This is a genomic window from Paenibacillus sp. FSL L8-0638, assembly GCF_038593075.1.
GTDB lineage: Bacteria > Bacillota > Bacilli > Paenibacillales > Paenibacillaceae > Paenibacillus > Paenibacillus polymyxa_D.
On record NZ_CP151960.1, the window covers coordinates 424,630 to 443,941 of the forward strand.

Consider the following 19,312-nt stretch of genomic DNA (forward strand, 5'->3'; position numbering starts at 1 on the left):
GATGGCTTATAAAGACTTTCGCGATTTTCTAAACACCTTGGAAAAGGAGGGACAACTACTCACGATCAGCGACGAGGTAAAGCCGGAGCCAGACCTGGCGGCAGCTAACAAAGCATTAAGCAATCTTGGAGATAAGACACCTGCTCTCTTTTTCAACAATATTTATGGATATACGGATGCTCGTATTGCAATGAATGTGATGGGCTCCTGGCCCAATCATGCCCTTATGATGGGAATGCCAAAAAATACGCCGCTCAAGGAGCAGTTTTTTGAGTTCGCCAGACGCTATGAACAATTTCCGGTGCCCGTGAAGCGGGAAGAAACGGCTCCTTTTCATGAAGTCGAGATTACAGAGGATATTAATTTGTTTGATATTTTGCCGTTGTTTCGTTTGAACCAGGGGGACGGAGGATTTTATCTGGACAAAGCGATTTTAGTTTCACGCGATCTGGATGACCCGGACACCTACGGTAAGCAAAATGTCGGTTTGTACCGGATGCAGGTGAAAGGCAAGAACCGTTTGGGCATCCAGCCTGTACCACAGCATGATATTGCGATCCATATCCGTCAGGCTGAGGAACGCGGCGAAAATCTGAAGGTGGCTATTGCCCTCGGATGTGAGCCTGTTATTACAACGGCTGCTTCTACACCGCTGCTGTACGATCAATCCGAATATGAGATGGCTGGGGCCATTCAGGGTGAGCCTTATCGTGTGGTCAAAGCGAAGGATGCAGATCTGGATCTGCCTTGGGGAGCCGAGGTCATTTTGGAAGGCGAAGTGTTAGCAGGTGAACGTGAGTATGAAGGTCCATTCGGTGAATTCACAGGTCACTATTCCGGCGGCCGCGCGATGCCAGTCATTCAGATTAATCGTGTATATCACCGCAAACAGCCTATCTTTGAGCATCTGTACATCGGGATGCCTTGGACGGAAACGGATTATATGATCGGTGTGAATACAAGTGTACCGTTGTTTCAGCAACTTAAGGGTGCTTTTCCTAATGAAATCGTAGCCGTTAATGCTATGTATACGCATGGGCTGGTCGCTATTATTTCCACGAAAACCCGGTATGGCGGCTTTGCGAAGGCTGTGGGAATGCGTGCGTTAACGACTCCGCATGGATTGGGGTATTGCAAGCTGGTGATTGTGGTGGACGAGGGGGTCGATCCGTTCAATCTGCCGCAAGTCATGTGGGCTTTATCCACCAAGCTTCATCCAAAGCATGATGCTGTCATTGTTCCTGGCTTGTCTATTTTACCGCTTGACCCCGGCTCTGATCCGGCAGGTATGACGCACAAAATGATACTGGATGCGACGACACCTGTAGCACCGGATATTAGAGGCCATTACTCGCAGCCGCTCGATTCCCCGCTGGGTGTAGCGGAATGGGAGAAAAAGTTGAGCCAAATGCTTCGCTAAATATTTTTAAAAACAAAGAAAGATTAAAGGAGTGCTGACAGATGCATATTTGTCCCCGTTGTGAGTCCAATCGTTCAGAAGTTGTTTCCCATTCGCCGGTTAAAGATGCCTGGGAAGTTTTGTTGTGCCCTGTATGCCTGTTCACATGGCGAACCTCAGAACCGGATAGCATTACGGATCCAGCAAAGTATAAATCGGCGTTCAAGGTAAACCCCAAAGATATTCCGAATGCTGCTCATGTTCCTCCTATTCCAGAGCGGATATAGGGTCGTTCGTAAGTAGCCGTAAATTATGGTACTTTGAAGTTATAGGCCAAAAGTAAAGGGGATTATACTTCATGCAGACACCAAGGATCGGTAAGGAACTGTTCACGCTACTGGACGGCAAGGCATTGGAGAACAAGCAGCATGAAGCCATGATGCTGCTGACGGTCACGGAAGATCAGTGGCCGCACATAGCGATGATTAGTGTGGGCGAAGTTGTAGCGCTGGACGAGGGGAATTTGCGTCTGGCCCTATGGCCGGGTACAACCACGACGGGCAACATGATCCGCACTGGGAAGGCGACGCTTGCGGTGTTTACCGGGGGGAAGGCGCATTATGTGCGGTTGTCACTGGAACATCTGCCTGCTTTGCCCGGAGCCAAGCATGTACGTGAGCGATTTGCGGCTCATGTTTTTGCAGCCAGAGAGGATTCGGCCCAATATGCGGATATTTTGACAGGTGTCACGGTTCGTCTCAAGGAACCGGAATCGGTGATTCATCGCTGGAAGGAAACGGTGGTTGAGCTGTTAATGTAAAGCCATCTGATTATGATAAATAATCTATGTATTTACCAAGTTTACCGTTAAAATAAATGCGAGGGAATAAGCGCTTACAAGAAATCACGCTGAACTTGTTGGAACAAGAATTAGAGCGCGAGGGGAAGCTTGTTTCTTTTGAAGGAAAAATAGGAGGGATGAATATGTCTCGTTTTGACAAGGTAGATCAGCTATTGCAACAATTTATAGCAAATGGGCCGGCAGGTTGCGGTTGTGCCATTGCCCAGAATGGTGAAGTGTTGTATGAAGGGTATCATGGATATGCTGATCTGGAAGCCGGAAAGCCAATCACTAAGGATACAGTGTATCGCTTGTTTTCCATGACAAAGGTTGTTGTCTGTGCGGCTGCACTTATGCTGTACGAACGTGGGCAATTTTTGTTGAATGAACCCTTGTATGAATATTTTCCCGAATATCGTAATGCGCATGTATTCAAAACCGCTCCTAACGGATACACCTACGTGGATAAGGCAGAGAATCCCATTTTAATTAAGCATATATTCAATATGAGTATGGGTCTTCCTTACGCTTCCGAGTCTTCAGAAACAGGAAAAGCTATGCAGAAGGCCATTGCAGGATTAAAGGAAAAGCAGGGGGAATATGACCTGCGCACAGAAATTAAAGCGCTTTCTGAAGTTCCACTTGCGTTTGAGCCCGGAACACGCTGGTTATACGGATATGGACATGATTTTGTTGCAGGTCTTATTGAAGTGATTTCAGGTAAATCAGTAGGACAATTTTTAAAGGATGAAATCTTTGATCCACTTGGAATGAACAATACAGGTTACCGTTATCGTGGAGATATTGAATCGCGGATGGCCTCCATATATCAACGGAAAGACGCCGGAAAACTTGAAAAAATGGAGGGTTTCCTGGATGAATATCATCAGCCAGATGCTATATATGAAGGCGGAGGCGCAGGTTTATATTCGACAGTCAAAGATTACCTCACATTTTCACAAATGATGTCAAATGGCGGCACGGTAAACGGTGTGAACTTATTGGGGAGAAAAACCATTGATTTAATGCGCACCAATCATCTGAATACAGCTCAACTATCGGATTTCACCAATTCATACCATACAGGTTATGGCTATGGACTTGGTGTGCGCACGTTAATGGATAAAGCGGCTGGGCATGCAAACAGCTCGATTGGAGAATTTGGCTGGACGGGAATGGCAGGCACCTGGGTTTCTATAGATCCGAGCGAACAATTCTCCGTCGTATATATGCATCAGCTCGATCCCAATATGGAAGAGTACCATCATTTGAGAGTTCGCGCGGCAGCTTATAGCTGTTTGTAAATGCGAGATTGTGGATCTGTTGTGAAAACCTCTTCACTATGGCTCTGAAGCTACACAAATTGTAATGTCTAATCTTTATCAGAAATGATCTAGTTAATAAGGACCAAATTTTCCTCGAAGCCTAAACTATTCTTTTCCATATGACGACATAAAACGTAGGTATAAGGATTTTGCGAAATCCTTAATTTAAGTTTTGAAATGGGAGGGAATTAGATTTTGAAGAATAGATGGTCCGGTTTTCTGGCGTTGGTCATCCTGATTTCAAGTTTTACATCATATGCAGGGTTTGCATCTGCTGCGGATGCGGTGCTTTCCAAGATTGTTCTTTCCTCTAACGAGGTAACTTTGCAACAGGGAGATACAGCTGCGTTGACGGCTACGGCTGTTTTTAGTGATGGGACAACCTCAAATGTAACCGTAAGCACGGATTGGAAAAGTGATAACACAGCTATTGCTACTGTGTATAATGGTACAGTTTCGGCCAAGGCTGAAGGGGAAGCCACCGTGGTTGCGACCTATAAAGATAAGGTACAATCGGTTCAGGTACATGTAACGAAAAAGGTTAAGGCGCTGACATCTAGTGTACAAAGCCTGAACTTGCGTTCAAGCGGTACAGGACAGGTTGATTTGACAGCGACATACAGTGATAATACAACAGCTCAGGTTTCGGGTGATGCTACTTGGACCTCGGATAATCAAAAGATTGCAACTGTAGTTAACGGTTTGGTTACCGCTCAGGGAGCAGGTACAGCCAATATTAAGGCCGTATATGGTCAGCAGACCGTAACCATTGCTGTACAGGTAGAGCAAGTTAAACGTCTTGATGTCAGTTCATCAGAGGTTTCTCTTTTGCTGAAGGATACTGAGAAGGTTAAACTTTCAGCGACGTTCCCGGATGGATCGGTACAGGACGTGACAGAGTCCGCTGAGTGGAGCTCCAGCAATGCAGCTGTGGCGGATGTACTGAAAGGCACGATTACCGGCTATAGCGCAGGAAAGGCGACAATTACAGGTAAATATGGCACGATGTCCGCTACGATTTCGGTGGATGTCGATCAAACGAATAAGCTGAAAGCCAGCGAATCCAATATTTTTCTCCGTTTGGATGAATCTAAAAAAATACAGGTTTCTGCTGTTTACCCGGATGGAACAGTAACGGATATCACGGATAAAGCTACTTGGGCATCAAGCGATGAAAAAATTGCAACGGTGAATAAAGGAACGATTATGGCCATCGGTGCGGGTTCGGCAACGGTGACCGCTAAGTATGGAGATAAGACTGTTTCGATCAAGACAGATGTCGAGACCTCTAGATTTCTGGATTTGAGTGAGGACAAGCTGAGCCTGAATGCCAAGGAATCCAAAAAGCTCAAGCTGACCGCAACATATGTAACAGGTACGGAAGAAGATATCACAAGTAAGGCAGAGTGGAAGTCCAGCAATGAAGATATCGCTTTTGTCAGTGCGGGAGAAGTCACGGGTTATAAAACAGGTGAGGCTACGATCACCGCTTCTTATGGTGGCAAGACAGTTACAGCTACGGTATCCGTAAATGTACCCGGGGATCTGTCTCTGTCCTCCAAAACGGCAACGATTGATATTGATGAGGACTATACTGCAACTTTGACGGCTACTTATGCGGATGGGCGTAAGGAAGATGTAACACAGGATGCAGAATGGGCTTCAAGCGCGGAAGATATTGCTTCTGTGTCCAAAGGAACGATTACGGGTAAATCCGCTGGTAAAGCGGTTATTACAGCGACCTATAATGGCAAAAAACTGACGATTAACGTACAAGTTGGCCTTGTAGACCGTCTGGAAACAGACTCGCGTGTAATCGCGCTTGGTGCTCAGGAAACGAAGCAACTGAAAGTATCAGGAGTTAAGAGTGGCGGTACAAAAACAGATGTAACCAAGGATGCCACCTGGACAACTAGCAATGTAAAAGTGGTTGAAGTTAGCGAAGGTTTGATCAAAGCGAATGGTAGTGGTAAGGCAACTGTGACTGCTTCATATGGCAAGCAAAACATTACGTTTACGGTAGAAGTGGACGTAGCGCAAAAGATTGAAGCGGATGCAATCGCGCTATCGCTTAAATCTGGAGATCAAAAAACCATCGCGATTGTAGTTAAATCGAGCGATGGTAAAGAAAAGGATGTTACAACCCAAGCTGAATGGAAAACGTCCAATTATAAGGTAGCCACTGTTAAAAAGGGTCAGGTTACCGCGGTCAGCTACGGTAAAGCTAACATTCAGGCGAAGTTCGGCGGGAAGATAATCAGCGTACCTGTAGATGTTGATACGCTTAAATATTTGCAAACAGACGAAGTCGCCTTGAATTTGAAGGCAGGACAGCTGGCTAAGGTTACGGCTACAGCCACGTATAAGGATGAGTCGGAGAAGGATGTTTCCAAACCGGCTGTCTGGTCCTCGTCCAGAATTATTGTGGCGACCGTCAAAGACGGTAACATTAAGGCACAGGGCAAGGGCAAAGCAGTAATTACTGTGAAATATGCAGGTAAAATGACGAAGATACAGGTAACCGTTCAGTAATCTGTAACCCGACTAAAAAGAAAAAGAGCAAGCATACGTCCAGCGACGATATGCTTGCTCTTTTCTTTATAAGGGCGAATTCTCTTTCCCTAGGACAATGTAGGGGGGAGGTAGTCGCCTTGTTTTATAGAGGTAAAGTAATTGGTTTAAAGCTTAGAAATTACGACTTATTCTTCTTGATTGATGCGTTGCGTGTAAGTGATTCGGTCAAACGCTTGCCGGTCGGCGTCTGAGCCAAGCCGCCTTTGGCGGTCTCGCGGTGCTTCGACGGCATCGCGCTGCCGACTTCAAGCATCACGTCAATGACTTCGTCAGACGGAATAGCGCTGCGCACACCCGCCAAAGCCATGTCCGCTGCGGCAAGCGCAGTCACGGCTCCCAGGCCGTTGCGCACGATGCACGGAATCTCCACGAGTCCGGCGACGGGGTCGCAGATTAGGCCGAGCGTGTTCTTAAGAGCGAGGCCTACGGCGTGAACAGCCTGTTCAGGCGTACCACCGCGCAGCTCGACCATAGCACCAGCGGCCATCCCGATGGCTGAGCCAATCTCAGCCTGACAGCCTCCCTCCGCGCCAGAAATGAAAGAGTTGTTGGCGATCACGTAGCCAATGGCTCCAGCGGCGAACAGGCCGTTCACCATATGCTCATCATCCCAGCCGAACCGCTCCTGTGCACTGATGAACACACCAGGGATAACCCCACATGAGCCTGCGGTAGGCGTGGCGACAATGCGACCCATGGATGCATTAACCTCCGACACGGAGAGGGCATAAGCCATGGCGAGCGCGGAGGCATCACCGGAGCAGGTTTCCCCTGACCGCAGATACTCCGCTAGGCGCTTGCCGTCTCCGCCCGTCAATCCACTGCGGGATACGGTGTCTTGTGTCTGACCGCGATGAACGGCTTCCTTCATGACTTCATAATAATCAGACATTTGGCGAAAGATTTCTTCCTCCGTTGTATTCGTTTCTTGTACCTGCTCTTGAATCATCAAGCGGCCAATCGTGGTGGATTCTTCAGCGCATAAAGCGCTGATTTCATGCAGATGGCTAAACCGCATCGGATTCAGCTCCTTTTTTCAAATTAATCATCTTAATTTCATACATATGAGGTAAAGAACGCAGTTCTGAAATCAGTTCAGCTGGAGCAGAACTGTCCGTTTCAATGGCGGTGAGTGCTTCACCATCCCGGCCTTTGCGATCTACGTGCATATAGGCAATGTTAATGTGGGCCGCGCCCAGCGCTGAAGTTATTGCGCCCAATGTACCGGGCTTATCCGAGTGGAGAAGCACCAGCGTAGGCAGCTCCCCGGTCAGATTGACCCGGAATTCGTTGAGTTGCTGGACATGGATGCTGCCGCCGCCGATGGAGGAGCCCAGCAGTGTGCGCTGATCCTCGCCCTTCCACAACTCGAAACAGACGGTGTTCGGATGAGGAGCGGGGAGTCCACTGACGGCGAATTCCACGGCCATCCCGGCTTGCTCAGCCCATTGCTCGGCATCCGGAATCCGATGATCGTCCGTATCGTAATTAAGCAGTCCTGCGATGAGCGCCAGATCTGTACCGTGTCCTTTATACGTATCGGCAAAGGAGCCGTACAGTGTCATACGGGCACGGTCAGGCTGCGCCCCGAGCCAGTGCCGGGCAACGCGTGCTAGTCGCACCGCGCCTGCGGTGTGTGAACTGGAAGGTCCGGTCATGGCCGGGCCGATAATAGAAAATACATCTTTGAAACGCATGGTGTGGCCCCCTGTATGTTCTAATACTATACTATATGGTATTTCCGCGTCTTTGCGCGGTTATGACGGTTCCTAATGCTGACGCACAATGTGAGCACAAAAAAGGACAGGATAAGGAAGTTTCCCTTATCTCTGTCCTCGTTACCTGAGAGTTTCGTGCGGTGTTCTTACCGCCTTACCCCTTGGGTGGCTTGCGCTCTCTCCAGAGTTGCGTCAGATGACGATACATGGACCTGAGAGATTATCCGCCAGCCGGGTGCTGGCGTCTTGCTCCTTCGGTGCCGCCAGAGTGTAAGCCCCCTGGACAGACTCTCCCGTCATCTTCATTCGCGTATACCGTTCTACATGTCTTTCTTAGCGTAATGTATGACGTGCTCGGTGTCAATCACAGGGTTTAATTTTTACATAAACAGGTGCATTTCCAATAAAAAAGATTAAAGTTTACATAATTATGGATGAAATCAGGAAGGAATTAGAAGATTGGCGGCTAATCTGATAGAGGACAAGTACATTTATGGAAATCATAGGAGGGATATTGACGTATGGTAAAAGGCTTGCGGTTCACAGGTTCACGCTTAAAAGGGATGCTGCATCTAGCAGCGATCGCATCACTGCTGATCGGGATCTTCGTTCCGTTCGGTCAGGTCAAGGCAGAGGGAGCATTGACAGTAGCCGAAGCACTTCAGGGCCAAAGCAGTGGAGGTACGGTGACGGTAGAAGGTTATATCGTCGGACATGCTACCGGATCGAAAACGGCTAACTTTTCTTCTCCGTTTGCGAATGATTTTAACGTACTGATTGCTGACCAGGCTAATGAACGTAGCACTTCTAATCTATTGGATGTACAGCTGACATCCGCGTACAGAGGGCAATTTGGACTGTCAGGCCATCCTGAGCTGATCGGCAGCAAAATTCGTGTGACGGGTACACTTGGCGCCTACAATAATTTTGGTGGAGTGAAAAGCCCAAGCGCTGTTGAACTGGTGAGCGGAAGCGAGCCGGGGGAACCAGGTGAACCTGGCAACCCGGGTCAACCTGGTGCTACACTGCCGGATGGAAAAGGCAAAAAGGTGCTGTTCGATAATACGCACGCACAGACCGCTGGTGCAGCAGATTGGGTCATTGAAGGCGCCTTCTCCGACTTTGCCAATGGACTGCGTAATGTAGGCTTTACGGTAGACCCATTAAATCGTCCTATTCCTTTTACTTATGGAGAGCAGGCCATAACATATGATAAGCTGCGCCAATATGATGTGTTCATTATTGGTGAAGCGAATGTTGCCTTTAAGGCATCCGAGCAGGCTGCCCTGCTGCAATACGTGAATAGCGGAGGGAGCGTCTTCTTCATCTCCGATCATTATAATGCAGATCGTAACAAAAACCGTTGGGATTCCTCCGAGGTTATGAATGGCTACCGTCGTGGAGCCTATACTAATCCGGCCAAAGGCATGACTGCAGAAGAAGCTGCATCACCGGCAATGCAAGGATTAACAAGCTCCGATTGGCTGGCGGCCAACTTTGGCGTTCGTTTCCGTTACAATGCGCTCGGTGATGTGAATGCTACCGACATTGTAGCCGCAGATCAATCTTTCGGTATTACCAAGGGTGTGCGCTCGATTGCCATGCATGCAGGATCTACGCTGGCTATTATTGATCCCACCAAGGCTAAAGGCATTGCTTATATCCCTTCAGGCACGAAAAAATGGGGGAATGCGGTAGATCAGGGTGTTTATAACGGCGGGGGCCGTGCGGAAGGACCTTATGCCGCTATCTCCAAGGTAGGCCAAGGCAAGGCGGCATTCATCGGTGATTCTTCCCCTGTAGAAGATGCTACACCGAAATATGTGCGTGAGGAAAACGGACAGTCGAAGAAGACATATGATGGCTTCAAAGAAGTGGATGATTCCACCTTCCTGGTGCAAACGGTTCAATGGCTTGCATGGAAGCAGGACTACACGAAATTGTCTGATGTGGCAGGTTTGACTCTGGATCAACCAACGAAGCTTCTGCCATTCGAGGAACCAGCGGCTTCCACGGAACCGCAACCTGAGCCTTGGTCTGCTCCGGCAGCAGGCTACAAATGGTACGATCCTAGAACATTCAAGTCTGGCTCCTATGGAGCGGCTTCGTAAATTATATTGTCAGGAGCTCAATGTGAGCTTGGGTTAGTTAGTCGTTTGATCCCTGCTGAGGGATCAGGCGACTTTTTTTGTGATGAAAATTAACCTGTGGTTGGTTATTTCATTACATTTTGTGCCAGAAAGGCCGCACTATTGCTGGATCATTGATTTTTTAAATGATGTTGATAGCATAATCTTAATTGATATATCCATATACTGGTGATAGGATGTATTCAAATTATTCCGACAAAAACAGTATGTAATGTTCATGAGAGGTTTTAAACATCAAACATGGTGAGAATAAGCGAGACAAGACCATGGAGAATGGAGGAAGCGCGCATTGAATACCGAACCCGTGTTGGAAATTAAAGGATTATCCGTATCTTTTCGCATCCAGGATCAATATCACTCCGCAGTCGACCATCTGGATCTGACGGTCAACCCCAATGAAGTGCTGGCTGTAGTCGGAGAATCCGGCTGTGGCAAAAGCGCGCTAGCGCTTTCGATCCCGCAACTGCATGACATGGAACGCACGCGTGTAGAGGGGGAGGTCTTTTTTAAAGGAACGGACTTGAACCGTCTTTCCTCAGGGCAAATGAATAAAATCCGCGGAGCGGGAATTGGCATGATCTTTCAGGACCCGTTGACAGCACTCAACCCGTTGATGAGCATTGGCAAGCAGATTGAGGAAAATCTCAATTATCATACGTCACTATCTACGAAGCAAAAAAAGGAACGTGTGCTGGAGCTGCTGGAAAGTGTAGATATACCGAATCCAGTGCGTGTGTATGATCAGTATCCGCATGAACTATCAGGAGGGATGCGGCAGCGTGTGATGATCGCGATTGCCATAGCTTGCCGACCTTCTCTTATTATTGCAGATGAGCCGACGACTGCGCTCGATGTAACGATCCAATCGCAAATTCTCGACTTGCTCAAACAGCTTCAACAGGAGACTGGGAGCGGTATTATCCTGATTACGCACGATCTTGGTGTTGTGGCAGAAGTGGCCGACCGCGTGGTGGTCATGTATGCCGGAGAAATCGTGGAGAGCGCTGATGTTTTTGAATTATTCAGGCATCCACAGCATCCGTATACGCGTTCTTTGCTTGCTTCCATGCCGGGATCGCATACCAAGGGGGAATCACTGCATGTCATTGGCGGCATTGTTCCCTCATTACAAGATATCCCCCGCAATAGCTGCCGCTTTGCTCCACGTATTCCCTGGATTCAGCAGAGAGTGCATGAAGACCATCCCCAATTAAATGAAATTTCCCCTGGACACTGGGTTCGTTGTACATGTTATCAGCATTTTCATTTTGAAGACGAGGCAAAGGGGGAGGCTGCTCATGGCACTACTGGAGTTAAATGATTTGAGGGTGCACTATCCGGTGCGCGGTGGTTTCTTCCAGCATGTTATTGATCAGGTGAAAGCAGTGGATGGCGTGTCGATCAGCATTGAGGCAGGCCAGACATACGGGCTGGTGGGAGAATCCGGCTGTGGAAAAACGACGACAGGCAGGACGATCATCGGTCTAAATAAGCTGACGAGCGGACGGATTTTGTTTAAAGGAAAGGACCTTGCAGCTCTAAGCCGTAACAATCGTCATCCATTGCGTAGAGATATTCAGATGATTTTTCAGGACCCATACTCTTCGCTTAACCCGCGTAAGCGCGTATTGGATGTCATTGCTGAACCGCTGCGAAATTTTGAAAGGCTGAGTAGTGAGGAAGAACGGAGAAAAGTACAGACGTTGCTGGAAAAGGTCGGCTTGAATGCCGATGCAGCCTATAAATATCCGCATGAATTTTCCGGGGGGCAACGACAGCGGATCGGGATCGCGCGTGCGCTGACATTAAACCCCAAGCTGATCATTGCTGATGAGCCAGTGTCAGCACTGGACGTTTCCGTGCAGGCACAGGTGCTTAATTTTATGAAGGATGTGCAGCAGGAATTTAATTTGACGTATTTGTTCATCAGCCATGATTTAGGTATTATCCGCCATATGTGCGACCAAATCGGTATTATGTACCGGGGCCGTCTAGTGGAGCAGGGGAGCGAGCAAGATATTTATGAGCGTCCACAGCATCTGTATACCCAGCGCCTCATTGCAACCATTCCCAATATTGATCCTACAAAACGGCTGGAAAATGCCAAAAAAAGGCGAATGCTTTTATCCTCCTACAAAACAGAGCTACCCAAACATCTAGACGCGAGTGGAAAACCGTTTGCACTAAAATCAGTAAGTCCATCCCATCAAGTCGCGCTACCATAAGGGGGGTACAGAAATGTGGAAATTTACACTGCGTCGGCTACTGGTTATGATCCCTCAACTTTTTGCACTGAGCGTGCTTATATTTTTCCTAGCTAAGGCTATGCCAGGGGATGCCTTGACAGGGCTCATCACTTCAACTCCCAATCTAAATCCGGCCGCACTGGAAGAGCAGCGACAAAGACTGGGACTGAATGACCCGGTGTGGATGCAGTATGGGAACTGGCTCGTCCAGCTGGCTCACGGGGATCTGGGCAAATCTTATGTACATAAAATTAGCGTTACCGATCTGATTGGCAGCCGTCTGGGGAACACGTTCTTTCTGGGCGTAGTCATTCTGGTTCTGACGTATCTGATCGCCATTCCGCTCGGTGTACTCAGTGGTCGCTATCAGCATAGTCTACTGGACAAAACCGTCGTGGGCTATACCTATCTCAGCTTTGCGACACCTCTATTTATACTCGCGTTGCTGCTGCTGTATGTATTCGGCTTCAGGCTCGGCTGGTTCCCAACCAGCGGCAGTGTGGATGTAGGTGTGGAGCCGGGGGCATGGTCATATTACGTGAACAAGTCGTATCATCTCATTTTACCGGCGGTTACAGGCGCATTGCTCAGTACAACGGCTACGATTCAGTATTTGCGCAATGAGGTCATTGACACAAGACTGAAGGATTTTGTGAAGACAGCGCGTTCCAAAGGGGTACCCGAAGGTAAAATTTATTCCCGCCATATTTTCAAAAACTCGCTATTGCCGATCGCTGCCTTTTTAGGTTATGACCTGACGGGAGTCATTGCAGGCAACATTTTTCTTGAATCTATTTTCGGTTATCCGGGGTTGGGCCAATTATTTCTTCAGTCCATCACTCAACGGGACTTTTCAGTCGTGAACGCGCTGGTCATGATTTCTGGCTTCTTGGCACTATTAGGAACTCTTTTATCTGATGTCATCCTAAGCAAAGTCGATCCCCGCATTCGAATTGAGTAGCGAACAAGTCTAGAGAAAGGGAGGGATTATGGTGTCTATACAGGTGGAGGAGGTCTTCACGCCGGAAATCATTCGTAAATCACCATCCAGTTGGTCTGTACTACGTCGTGAACTGGTGCGTGACAAAATGGCCTTGGTTTCCATTGGCTTTGTGATTCTGTTCTTGATCTTTATATATGCCTCTGTCCTGTTTGTAAATCAGGATGTAGTCACGACGGTCGATTTGGGCGCGATTCGTGAAGCTCCAGGCTCAGTACATTGGCTGGGGACAGATCGAGCGGGCAGAGATATTTTCGGCCAACTGGTCATTGGAGCCCGCAATTCCTTCACTATTGGCTTTACGATTACATTGTTATCCGCCGCTATTGGCTTAACATTAGGTTTACTGGCTGGTTTTTATGGGGGAATGGTCGATAACCTCATCATGCGGATTATTGATTTTATTTTGGTGCTTCCATTTTTGATGTTGGTCATCGTATTTGTCAGCATTGTACCCAAAAGCGGCATAGGGTCCTTTATTTTTATCATGACTGCCTTTTTATGGATTGGAAAAGCACGCCTGATCCGGGCGAAGGTGTTGTCGGAGCGCGAACTGGATTATGTGCAGGCTTCCAAAACCCTTGGCACACCCAATTGGAAAATCATCTGGTTTGGTGTGCTGCCCAATCTTAGCTCGGTCGTGATCGTCAATCTGACCCTCAGCCTCGCGGGAAATATCGGGATTGAGACCGGGCTTTCTTATCTCGGCTTTGGCTTGCCGGAATCTACGCCAAGCTTGGGTACACTGGTGAGTTATGCGAATGACCCGGATGTTTTGCAGAATAGCTGGTGGATGTGGTTACCTGCCTCATTGCTTATTTTGGTGTTAATGCTGGCGATTAACTTTATTGGCCAGGCGCTCAAACGTGCCACGGATGCCAGACAACGATTGGGTTAACTGAAGTTCAAGGATAAGGACAATGACAAGGAGGGATTTACAATGGTTAAACACTGGAAAAAAGGAATTCTGCCTGTTCTATCTGCAATTTTGGTGCTTTCTCTGGCCGCATGCAGTGGTTCGCCTTCCGCTTCAAATGGAGGGAAATCGTCTGACGGTACAGGCGGCTCAGGATCCGACAGCAAGCAGGTGAATGCCACAGCGCTGGCGAAGGCGATTAAGAACGATAAGGCACCGATTAAGGGTGGCATCATCAATTATGCACTCGTGTCTGATACCCCCTTTGAAGGAATTCTGAATCCTGTATTTTATGATGGCAATCCTGATTTTGAAGTCTTCCAGTTTTTTTACCCTTCTATGTTTTCGATTGACTCCAATCTGAATATTGACAATAAAGGGGCGGCGACGATTTCCTTTTCCCCAGACAATAAGGCGGTGACTGTTAAAATTGATCCCAAACTGAACTGGACGGATGGTAATCCCGTAACGGCGGAGGACTATGCTTTTTCCTATGAAGTGATCGGTCATAAAGACTACGAAGGTCCGCGTTATGATAGTTTTATGACGAATATTGTGGGCATGGAAGATTATCACTCGGGTAAGGCCAAAACCATTTCTGGCATCAAAGTGCTCAATGAGAAAGAGGTTACCATTCATTTCAAGGAACCTAATCCTTCGGTGAAATCGGGACTTTGGTCTACCCCCCTGGAGAAAAAGGTGTTTCAGAATATCCCCGTGAAAGATATGGCCGGATCAGACCCTGTCCGTAAAAATCCGATTGGCTATGGGCCGTTCAAAATTAAATCCATGGTTACAGGTGAATCTGTGGAATTTGTCAAAAATGAGGATTATTTTCACGGTGTACCCAAGCTGGATGGCCTTCATCTGAAGGTGGTGAACCCGAATGTCATTACCGAGGCGCTGAAAAGTGGAGAGGTTGACTGGGCCAGCTATCCAACCACCCGTTACAATGAGGCCAGCAATCCGAAAAATGTACAGTTTCTCGGTCAGGAGGAATTATCTTATAGCTATGTAGGCTTTAAAATGGGAAAATTCGATCAGGCCAAGAGTCTAAATATCATGGACCCGAACGCCAAGCTGGCGAACAAGTCATTGCGTCAGGCCCTTGGCTATGCGCTGAATAACGAGCAGGTTGGCAAGCAGCTCTATCATGGGCTTCGGACTCCTGCGACATCCTTGGTCCCGCCCGCCTTTAAGGGATATCATGATGTGAATGCGAAGGGCATTGCGTATGACCCGGACAAGGCAAAAAAGCTGCTGGACGAGGCAGGGTATATGGACACCAATGGAGATGGATACCGTGAGGACCCTAAGGGCAAGGAACTGGTGCTCCATTATGCGGCAATGAGCGGGGATGCGACAGCCGAATCGCTGGCGAAGTTTTATTTGCAAAATTGGAAGGATGTCGGGCTTCATGTCGAGCTGGTGGACGGTCGTCTGCTTGAGTTCAATTCTTTCTATGACCGTGTGCAGAGGGATGACCCCGGCATTGATATTTTTGGCGGCGCATGGAGTACAGGTACAGATGTAAACCCTAGTGGGCTGTATGGACGCGGAGCCAGCTTTAACTACTCGCGCTTTACCAGTGAAGAGAATGATAAGCTGTTGCAGGAAGGGGTGTCTGTGAAAGCCTTTGACGACAATTATCGTAAAGATATATACAATCAGTGGCAGGCGTATATGAGCGAGGAGGCACCCATTGTACCGACGTTATTCCGTTACTCGTTGGAGGCAGTGAATAATCGGGTAGCCAATTACAATATTACCCGTGGCAAGGAGTATGATGCAGACACGTTTGCGAATATTACGTTGACTGCGGAAAAAGCAGAAGTAGCCCAATAATCTAAAAAAAGCGCAATAACCTGAAGAAGAAGCGCGAACCGGTTTGATCCGATTTTGCGCTTCTTTTGACCTTTTATGCAATCATTCTGGGGATTCTCGAAGGGAGAGAAGGAAGACGGAGATACGTCAGCTTCAATACTTCATTGCGGTATGCGAGGAACTGCATTTTACGAAAGCTTCGGAAAAGATCGGAATCTCCCAACCCACGCTTAGCTTGCAAATTAAGGCGTTGGAAGAGGAATTGGGCATGACTCTTTTTGACCGTGCAGGCAAGAAAATTAAAATGACAGATGCCGGGAAATTGTTGCTGCAACACAGTGCACATGCGCTCAAGGATTTACAGCAAGCAAAGGCTTCCATTGAGGAGTTGCGCACCGAGCAACGCGGGAGTTTGCGGATTGGTATCGCATTACCGGAGCTGGAGGAACCATTACAAGAAATGTTTGTCCATTTTCATCAGTCATTTCCTAGAGTCAGCTTGCACATCCATCCATCATTTGATGTCACAGAACAGCTGCTGGATAACCGAGTGGATGTTGGCATCACGCTGCATTCGGGTACGGATGAAAGGCTTGTCCAGCTTCCTCTTCGTACGGAGAACTACTGTCTTGTTGTTCCGGTAGAGCATGTGTTTTCCAACCGTTCTTCCATTACGCTGGACGAATTGAGGCATGTACCCTGGGGGATGCAGCCAGAGTGTCATCCCGGCAGGAAACTGATTGAGAAGTACTTCCGTGATCACGGGTATCCCTTTGCAACTGTCTTGGAGACCAATTCCATACCTTCCATCCTGCGCTGGGTGCAGGATGGACTTGCCGTAACCCTACAGACGGAGTCCCTTGCAACAGAATTGGATCGCTCACAATTTTGCACTGTACCTATTTTGTGCGACGTGCTCCAGGGTCAGCTAGAGCTGGTTTATCGGTCTGGCCGTTATCAGGGAGAAGCGTTGAAGCAATTGATTAAAGAGATACAAGCTGTACTAACCGTGCGTTCCAACTAGTGGCAACCCTGATGAGTATCACGAGCTTTAATGTGTACGAACTTCCAGCCTGCGTGCAATCAGTGACATACTGTAATTGACAGCAAAGTACAGGAAAGCTGCGAACAGCAGGGCTGGAATGACAAAGGATTGATTTTGCCCACCGACAATCTGAATATTATGCGTCAGCTCCGGCAAACTGATAATGACAGCCAGTGAGGTATCCTTGAATAGGGAAATGAACTGGCTGACAATCGGGGGCACCATGCGACGAAGCGCTTGGGGCAGAATGATATGCCATAAGGTTTGAGAGTAGCTCAGGCCGGAGGAACGTGCGGCTTCCACTTGTCCTTTATGGACCGAATTCAGACCGCTGCGCACAATCTCGGCGATCATGGCTCCCTCGAAGATCGACAGGCCTGTAATGGCCGCCCACTTGAGGGAAATGGAAAGACCGATAGATGGTAAAACCATGCCGATGAAGAAAATAATGAGCAATAAGGGCAGGTTGCGAATCAGATCAATGATAAAGGCTGCAACCTGTGAAAGGACAGGTATGCGGGTATAGCGCAGGATGCCGAACATGATACCGAGAGCGAAGCTGAACACGATAGAGTAAATAGCAACCTCCAGCGTGAGCAGGAAGCCCTCCAGTATAAAACGCACATTAGGCCACACAAACAATCCACCGAAATCCATACAGGCTTCCCTCCTTAGGATGTTTTGGACAGACGCCGTTCCATGTACAGTACAAGAAAGCTAAGCGGAACTGTCAAGATAAGATACAACAACGCCGTGATGGCGTAGACTGTGATGGGCAGAAAGGTATCCGAGTTAATGAGGTCCGAGTAATACATGAGATCCAGTCCGGCCACAATAGCCAGCACGGAAGAGTTTTTGACCAGATTAATGAATTGGTTGCCGATTGCAGGCAGTACAATTTTGATCGCTTGCGGTAAAATAATGCTGATCATCGTCTGGTTGTAACTCAACCCGGAAGACCTTGCCGCTTCAAATTGCCCCTTGGGCACAGATTGAATGCCGGCACGTATGGCTTCAGCAATAAAGGAGGCTGTGTATACGGTCAATCCAAGCGTTCCAGATACGAATCCGTCCAAAGGGATGCCCAAAGTGGGAAGCCCGAGATAAAAAAACAGCACGACGATCAGCAATGGGATATTGCGGATGACCTCTACATAGACGGTACCGATCCAGTTTAGCCATTTAAAAGGCGCAATTCGGAGGATGGCAATAATAGCCCCCAGAATAAAGCTTCCGATCAAGGCAATGACACTAGCTTGAACGGTATGAAGCAAGCCTTCTCTGAAACGGTCGCTATGATCGAAAAGTACGTTGATATCAAAAGTAAGCATCTACAGGTATACCTCCTTATCCAGACTTAAGAAAGGAAGGAGCTCGCAAGCGCGGCTCCTTCACAAGAATACTATTCGGGCTTAACCCCAAGCCATTGCTCGTGGAGCTTATCGTATTCACCGTTGCTTTTCAGTTCCTTGATCGTATCATTAATGGCTTGTAGCAGTTCGGTTTGTCCCTTCTTTACTGCAATGCCGTAAGGTTCCTCTGTGAAGTTCCCGCCTACAAGAATATAATTCGGATCTTGCTTCTGCATGCCGAGCAGAATAGAGTTATCGGTAGTTAACGCTTCTCCTTTACCTGCTTTGAGGGCATTGAAAGCATCCTGATAGTTTTCGAATTCTAATATCGTCGCTTCTGGTGCTTTTTCACGGATATTTTTGGCGGAAGTAGAGCCTTTCACGGCGAGCACCTTGGTATTCGGGGTCAGGGACTCCAGCCCGGTGATGGGGCTCCCCTTTTTCACGAGTAGAGATTGCCCGGCGTTAAAATAGACGTCGCTAAAATCAACCTGCTTTTTACGTTCATCCGAAATGGTCATCGTCGCGATAATGGCGTCGATGTCCCCGTTTTGCAATAAGGTGATTCGTGTTTTGGACGTGACTTCTTTTAGTTCAAGTTTGGTTTCATCGCCAAAAATATGTTTGGCTACAGCCTTGGCGATGTCGATATCAAAGCCTTCTACTTTTCCGCTAGCCGGGTCTTTCAGTCCGAACAGCTTGGTATCGTATTTCACACCAACGACTAGTTTGCCACGCTGTTTGATCGCTTCCAGCCCGTTGGCTGCTGCCGGCTCATTTCCCGACGTTGCCGCTCCTTCTTTGCCTCCACAGCCTGCCAAGACGAGCAGACAAGATAAAGCTACCAGCACCAAAGTACTCCATTGAAATCTTTTTCTCATCAGAACATTCCCCTTTCGATTTACGCTACATTGGTAGTCTG

General features: G+C 48.0%; 17 protein-coding genes and 1 riboswitch. Of the genes, 12 read left to right on the plus strand and 5 right to left on the minus strand.

Annotated elements, in window-relative coordinates; all coding sequences use genetic code 11:
• Position 1 precedes the first annotated feature (1 nt).
• The 5 genes from MKY35_RS01885 (at position 2) to MKY35_RS01905 (ending at position 6,097) form a co-directional block, all read left to right on the plus strand.
• Positions 2-1,420: a non-oxidative hydroxyarylic acid decarboxylases subunit C gene (locus MKY35_RS01885; RefSeq protein WP_342446582.1), complete on the plus strand. Its 1,419-nt coding sequence runs from the start codon at positions 2-4 to the stop codon at positions 1,418-1,420.
• Positions 1,421-1,461: 41 nt separating this feature from the next.
• Positions 1,462-1,686, plus strand: a complete 225-nt coding sequence (locus MKY35_RS01890) for a non-oxidative hydroxyarylic acid decarboxylases subunit D (RefSeq protein WP_039270242.1) — start codon at positions 1,462-1,464, stop codon at positions 1,684-1,686.
• Between the two features lie 71 nt (positions 1,687-1,757).
• Positions 1,758-2,219: a pyridoxamine 5'-phosphate oxidase family protein gene (locus MKY35_RS01895; RefSeq protein ID WP_342445421.1), complete on the plus strand. Its 462-nt coding sequence runs from the start codon at positions 1,758-1,760 to the stop codon at positions 2,217-2,219.
• 164 nt (positions 2,220-2,383) lie between these two features.
• Positions 2,384-3,544 (plus strand): serine hydrolase domain-containing protein, encoded by a 1,161-nt coding sequence (locus tag MKY35_RS01900; protein ID WP_342445422.1) that lies wholly within the window; start codon positions 2,384-2,386, stop codon positions 3,542-3,544.
• A 216-nt stretch (positions 3,545-3,760) separates the two neighbouring features.
• On the plus strand, positions 3,761-6,097 hold the full coding sequence (locus MKY35_RS01905) for an Ig-like domain-containing protein (RefSeq protein ID WP_342445423.1): 2,337 nt from the start codon (positions 3,761-3,763) through the stop codon (positions 6,095-6,097).
• 160 nt (positions 6,098-6,257) lie between these two features.
• On the opposite strand, the gene sdaAA is transcribed toward MKY35_RS01905, so the two are convergent.
• Together sdaAA and sdaAB are read right to left on the minus strand one after the other, a co-directional pair.
• Positions 6,258-7,157 carry an L-serine ammonia-lyase, iron-sulfur-dependent, subunit alpha gene (gene sdaAA, locus MKY35_RS01910; protein ID WP_076159116.1) on the minus strand — a complete coding sequence of 300 codons (900 nt, stop codon included), beginning with the start codon at positions 7,155-7,157 and terminating at the stop codon, positions 6,258-6,260.
• Complete coding sequence (gene sdaAB, locus MKY35_RS01915; protein WP_342445424.1) at positions 7,147-7,836, minus strand: L-serine ammonia-lyase, iron-sulfur-dependent subunit beta; 690 nt, start codon at positions 7,834-7,836, stop codon at positions 7,147-7,149. The genes sdaAA and sdaAB overlap by 11 nt, the downstream gene beginning before the upstream one ends.
• A 122-nt stretch (positions 7,837-7,958) precedes the next feature.
• Positions 7,959-8,052: riboswitch (glycine riboswitch) on the minus strand.
• Between the two features lie 326 nt (positions 8,053-8,378).
• Here sdaAB and MKY35_RS01920 point away from each other — a divergent pair.
• From MKY35_RS01920 to MKY35_RS01950, 7 genes are all read left to right on the plus strand, one after another.
• Positions 8,379-9,968 carry a DUF6359 domain-containing protein gene (locus MKY35_RS01920; RefSeq protein WP_342445425.1) on the plus strand — a complete coding sequence of 530 codons (1,590 nt, stop codon included), beginning with the start codon at positions 8,379-8,381 and terminating at the stop codon, positions 9,966-9,968.
• 328 nt (positions 9,969-10,296) lie between these two features.
• The gene (locus MKY35_RS01925; protein ID WP_342445426.1) at positions 10,297-11,328 is read left to right on the plus strand and encodes an ABC transporter ATP-binding protein; all 1,032 of its coding nucleotides are present in this window, start codon (positions 10,297-10,299) and stop codon (positions 11,326-11,328) included.
• Positions 11,306-12,232 carry an ATP-binding cassette domain-containing protein gene (locus MKY35_RS01930; protein WP_342445427.1) on the plus strand — a complete coding sequence of 309 codons (927 nt, stop codon included), beginning with the start codon at positions 11,306-11,308 and terminating at the stop codon, positions 12,230-12,232. Before MKY35_RS01925 ends, MKY35_RS01930 begins: the two co-directional genes overlap by 23 nt.
• A 13-nt stretch (positions 12,233-12,245) precedes the next feature.
• Positions 12,246-13,214: an oligopeptide ABC transporter permease gene (gene opp4B / locus MKY35_RS01935; RefSeq protein ID WP_029514667.1), complete on the plus strand. Its 969-nt coding sequence runs from the start codon at positions 12,246-12,248 to the stop codon at positions 13,212-13,214.
• A gap of 28 nt (positions 13,215-13,242) precedes the next feature.
• Positions 13,243-14,151, plus strand: coding sequence for an ABC transporter permease (locus tag MKY35_RS01940; RefSeq protein ID WP_342445428.1), 909 nt, complete (start codon positions 13,243-13,245; stop codon positions 14,149-14,151).
• A gap of 42 nt (positions 14,152-14,193) precedes the next feature.
• Complete coding sequence (gene opp4A / locus MKY35_RS01945) at positions 14,194-16,014, plus strand: oligopeptide ABC transporter substrate-binding protein (protein ID WP_342445429.1); 1,821 nt, start codon at positions 14,194-14,196, stop codon at positions 16,012-16,014.
• 43 nt (positions 16,015-16,057) lie between these two features.
• Complete coding sequence (locus tag MKY35_RS01950) at positions 16,058-17,017, plus strand: LysR family transcriptional regulator (RefSeq protein WP_342445430.1); 960 nt, start codon at positions 16,058-16,060, stop codon at positions 17,015-17,017.
• Positions 17,018-17,044: 27 nt separating this feature from the next.
• On the opposite strand, the gene MKY35_RS01955 is transcribed toward MKY35_RS01950, so the two are convergent.
• The 3 genes from MKY35_RS01955 to MKY35_RS01965 all read right to left on the minus strand — a co-directional run bounded on the left by MKY35_RS01955 (position 17,045) and on the right by MKY35_RS01965 (position 19,271).
• Positions 17,045-17,695 carry an amino acid ABC transporter permease gene (locus MKY35_RS01955; protein ID WP_342445431.1) on the minus strand — a complete coding sequence of 217 codons (651 nt, stop codon included), beginning with the start codon at positions 17,693-17,695 and terminating at the stop codon, positions 17,045-17,047.
• A gap of 14 nt (positions 17,696-17,709) precedes the next feature.
• Positions 17,710-18,369, minus strand: a complete 660-nt coding sequence (locus tag MKY35_RS01960; protein WP_023986681.1) for an amino acid ABC transporter permease — start codon at positions 18,367-18,369, stop codon at positions 17,710-17,712.
• 71 nt (positions 18,370-18,440) lie between these two features.
• Entirely contained in the window at positions 18,441-19,271 is an 831-nt protein-coding gene (locus MKY35_RS01965; protein ID WP_029514672.1) for a transporter substrate-binding domain-containing protein, read from the minus strand.
• Positions 19,272-19,312: the final 41 nt, after the last annotated feature.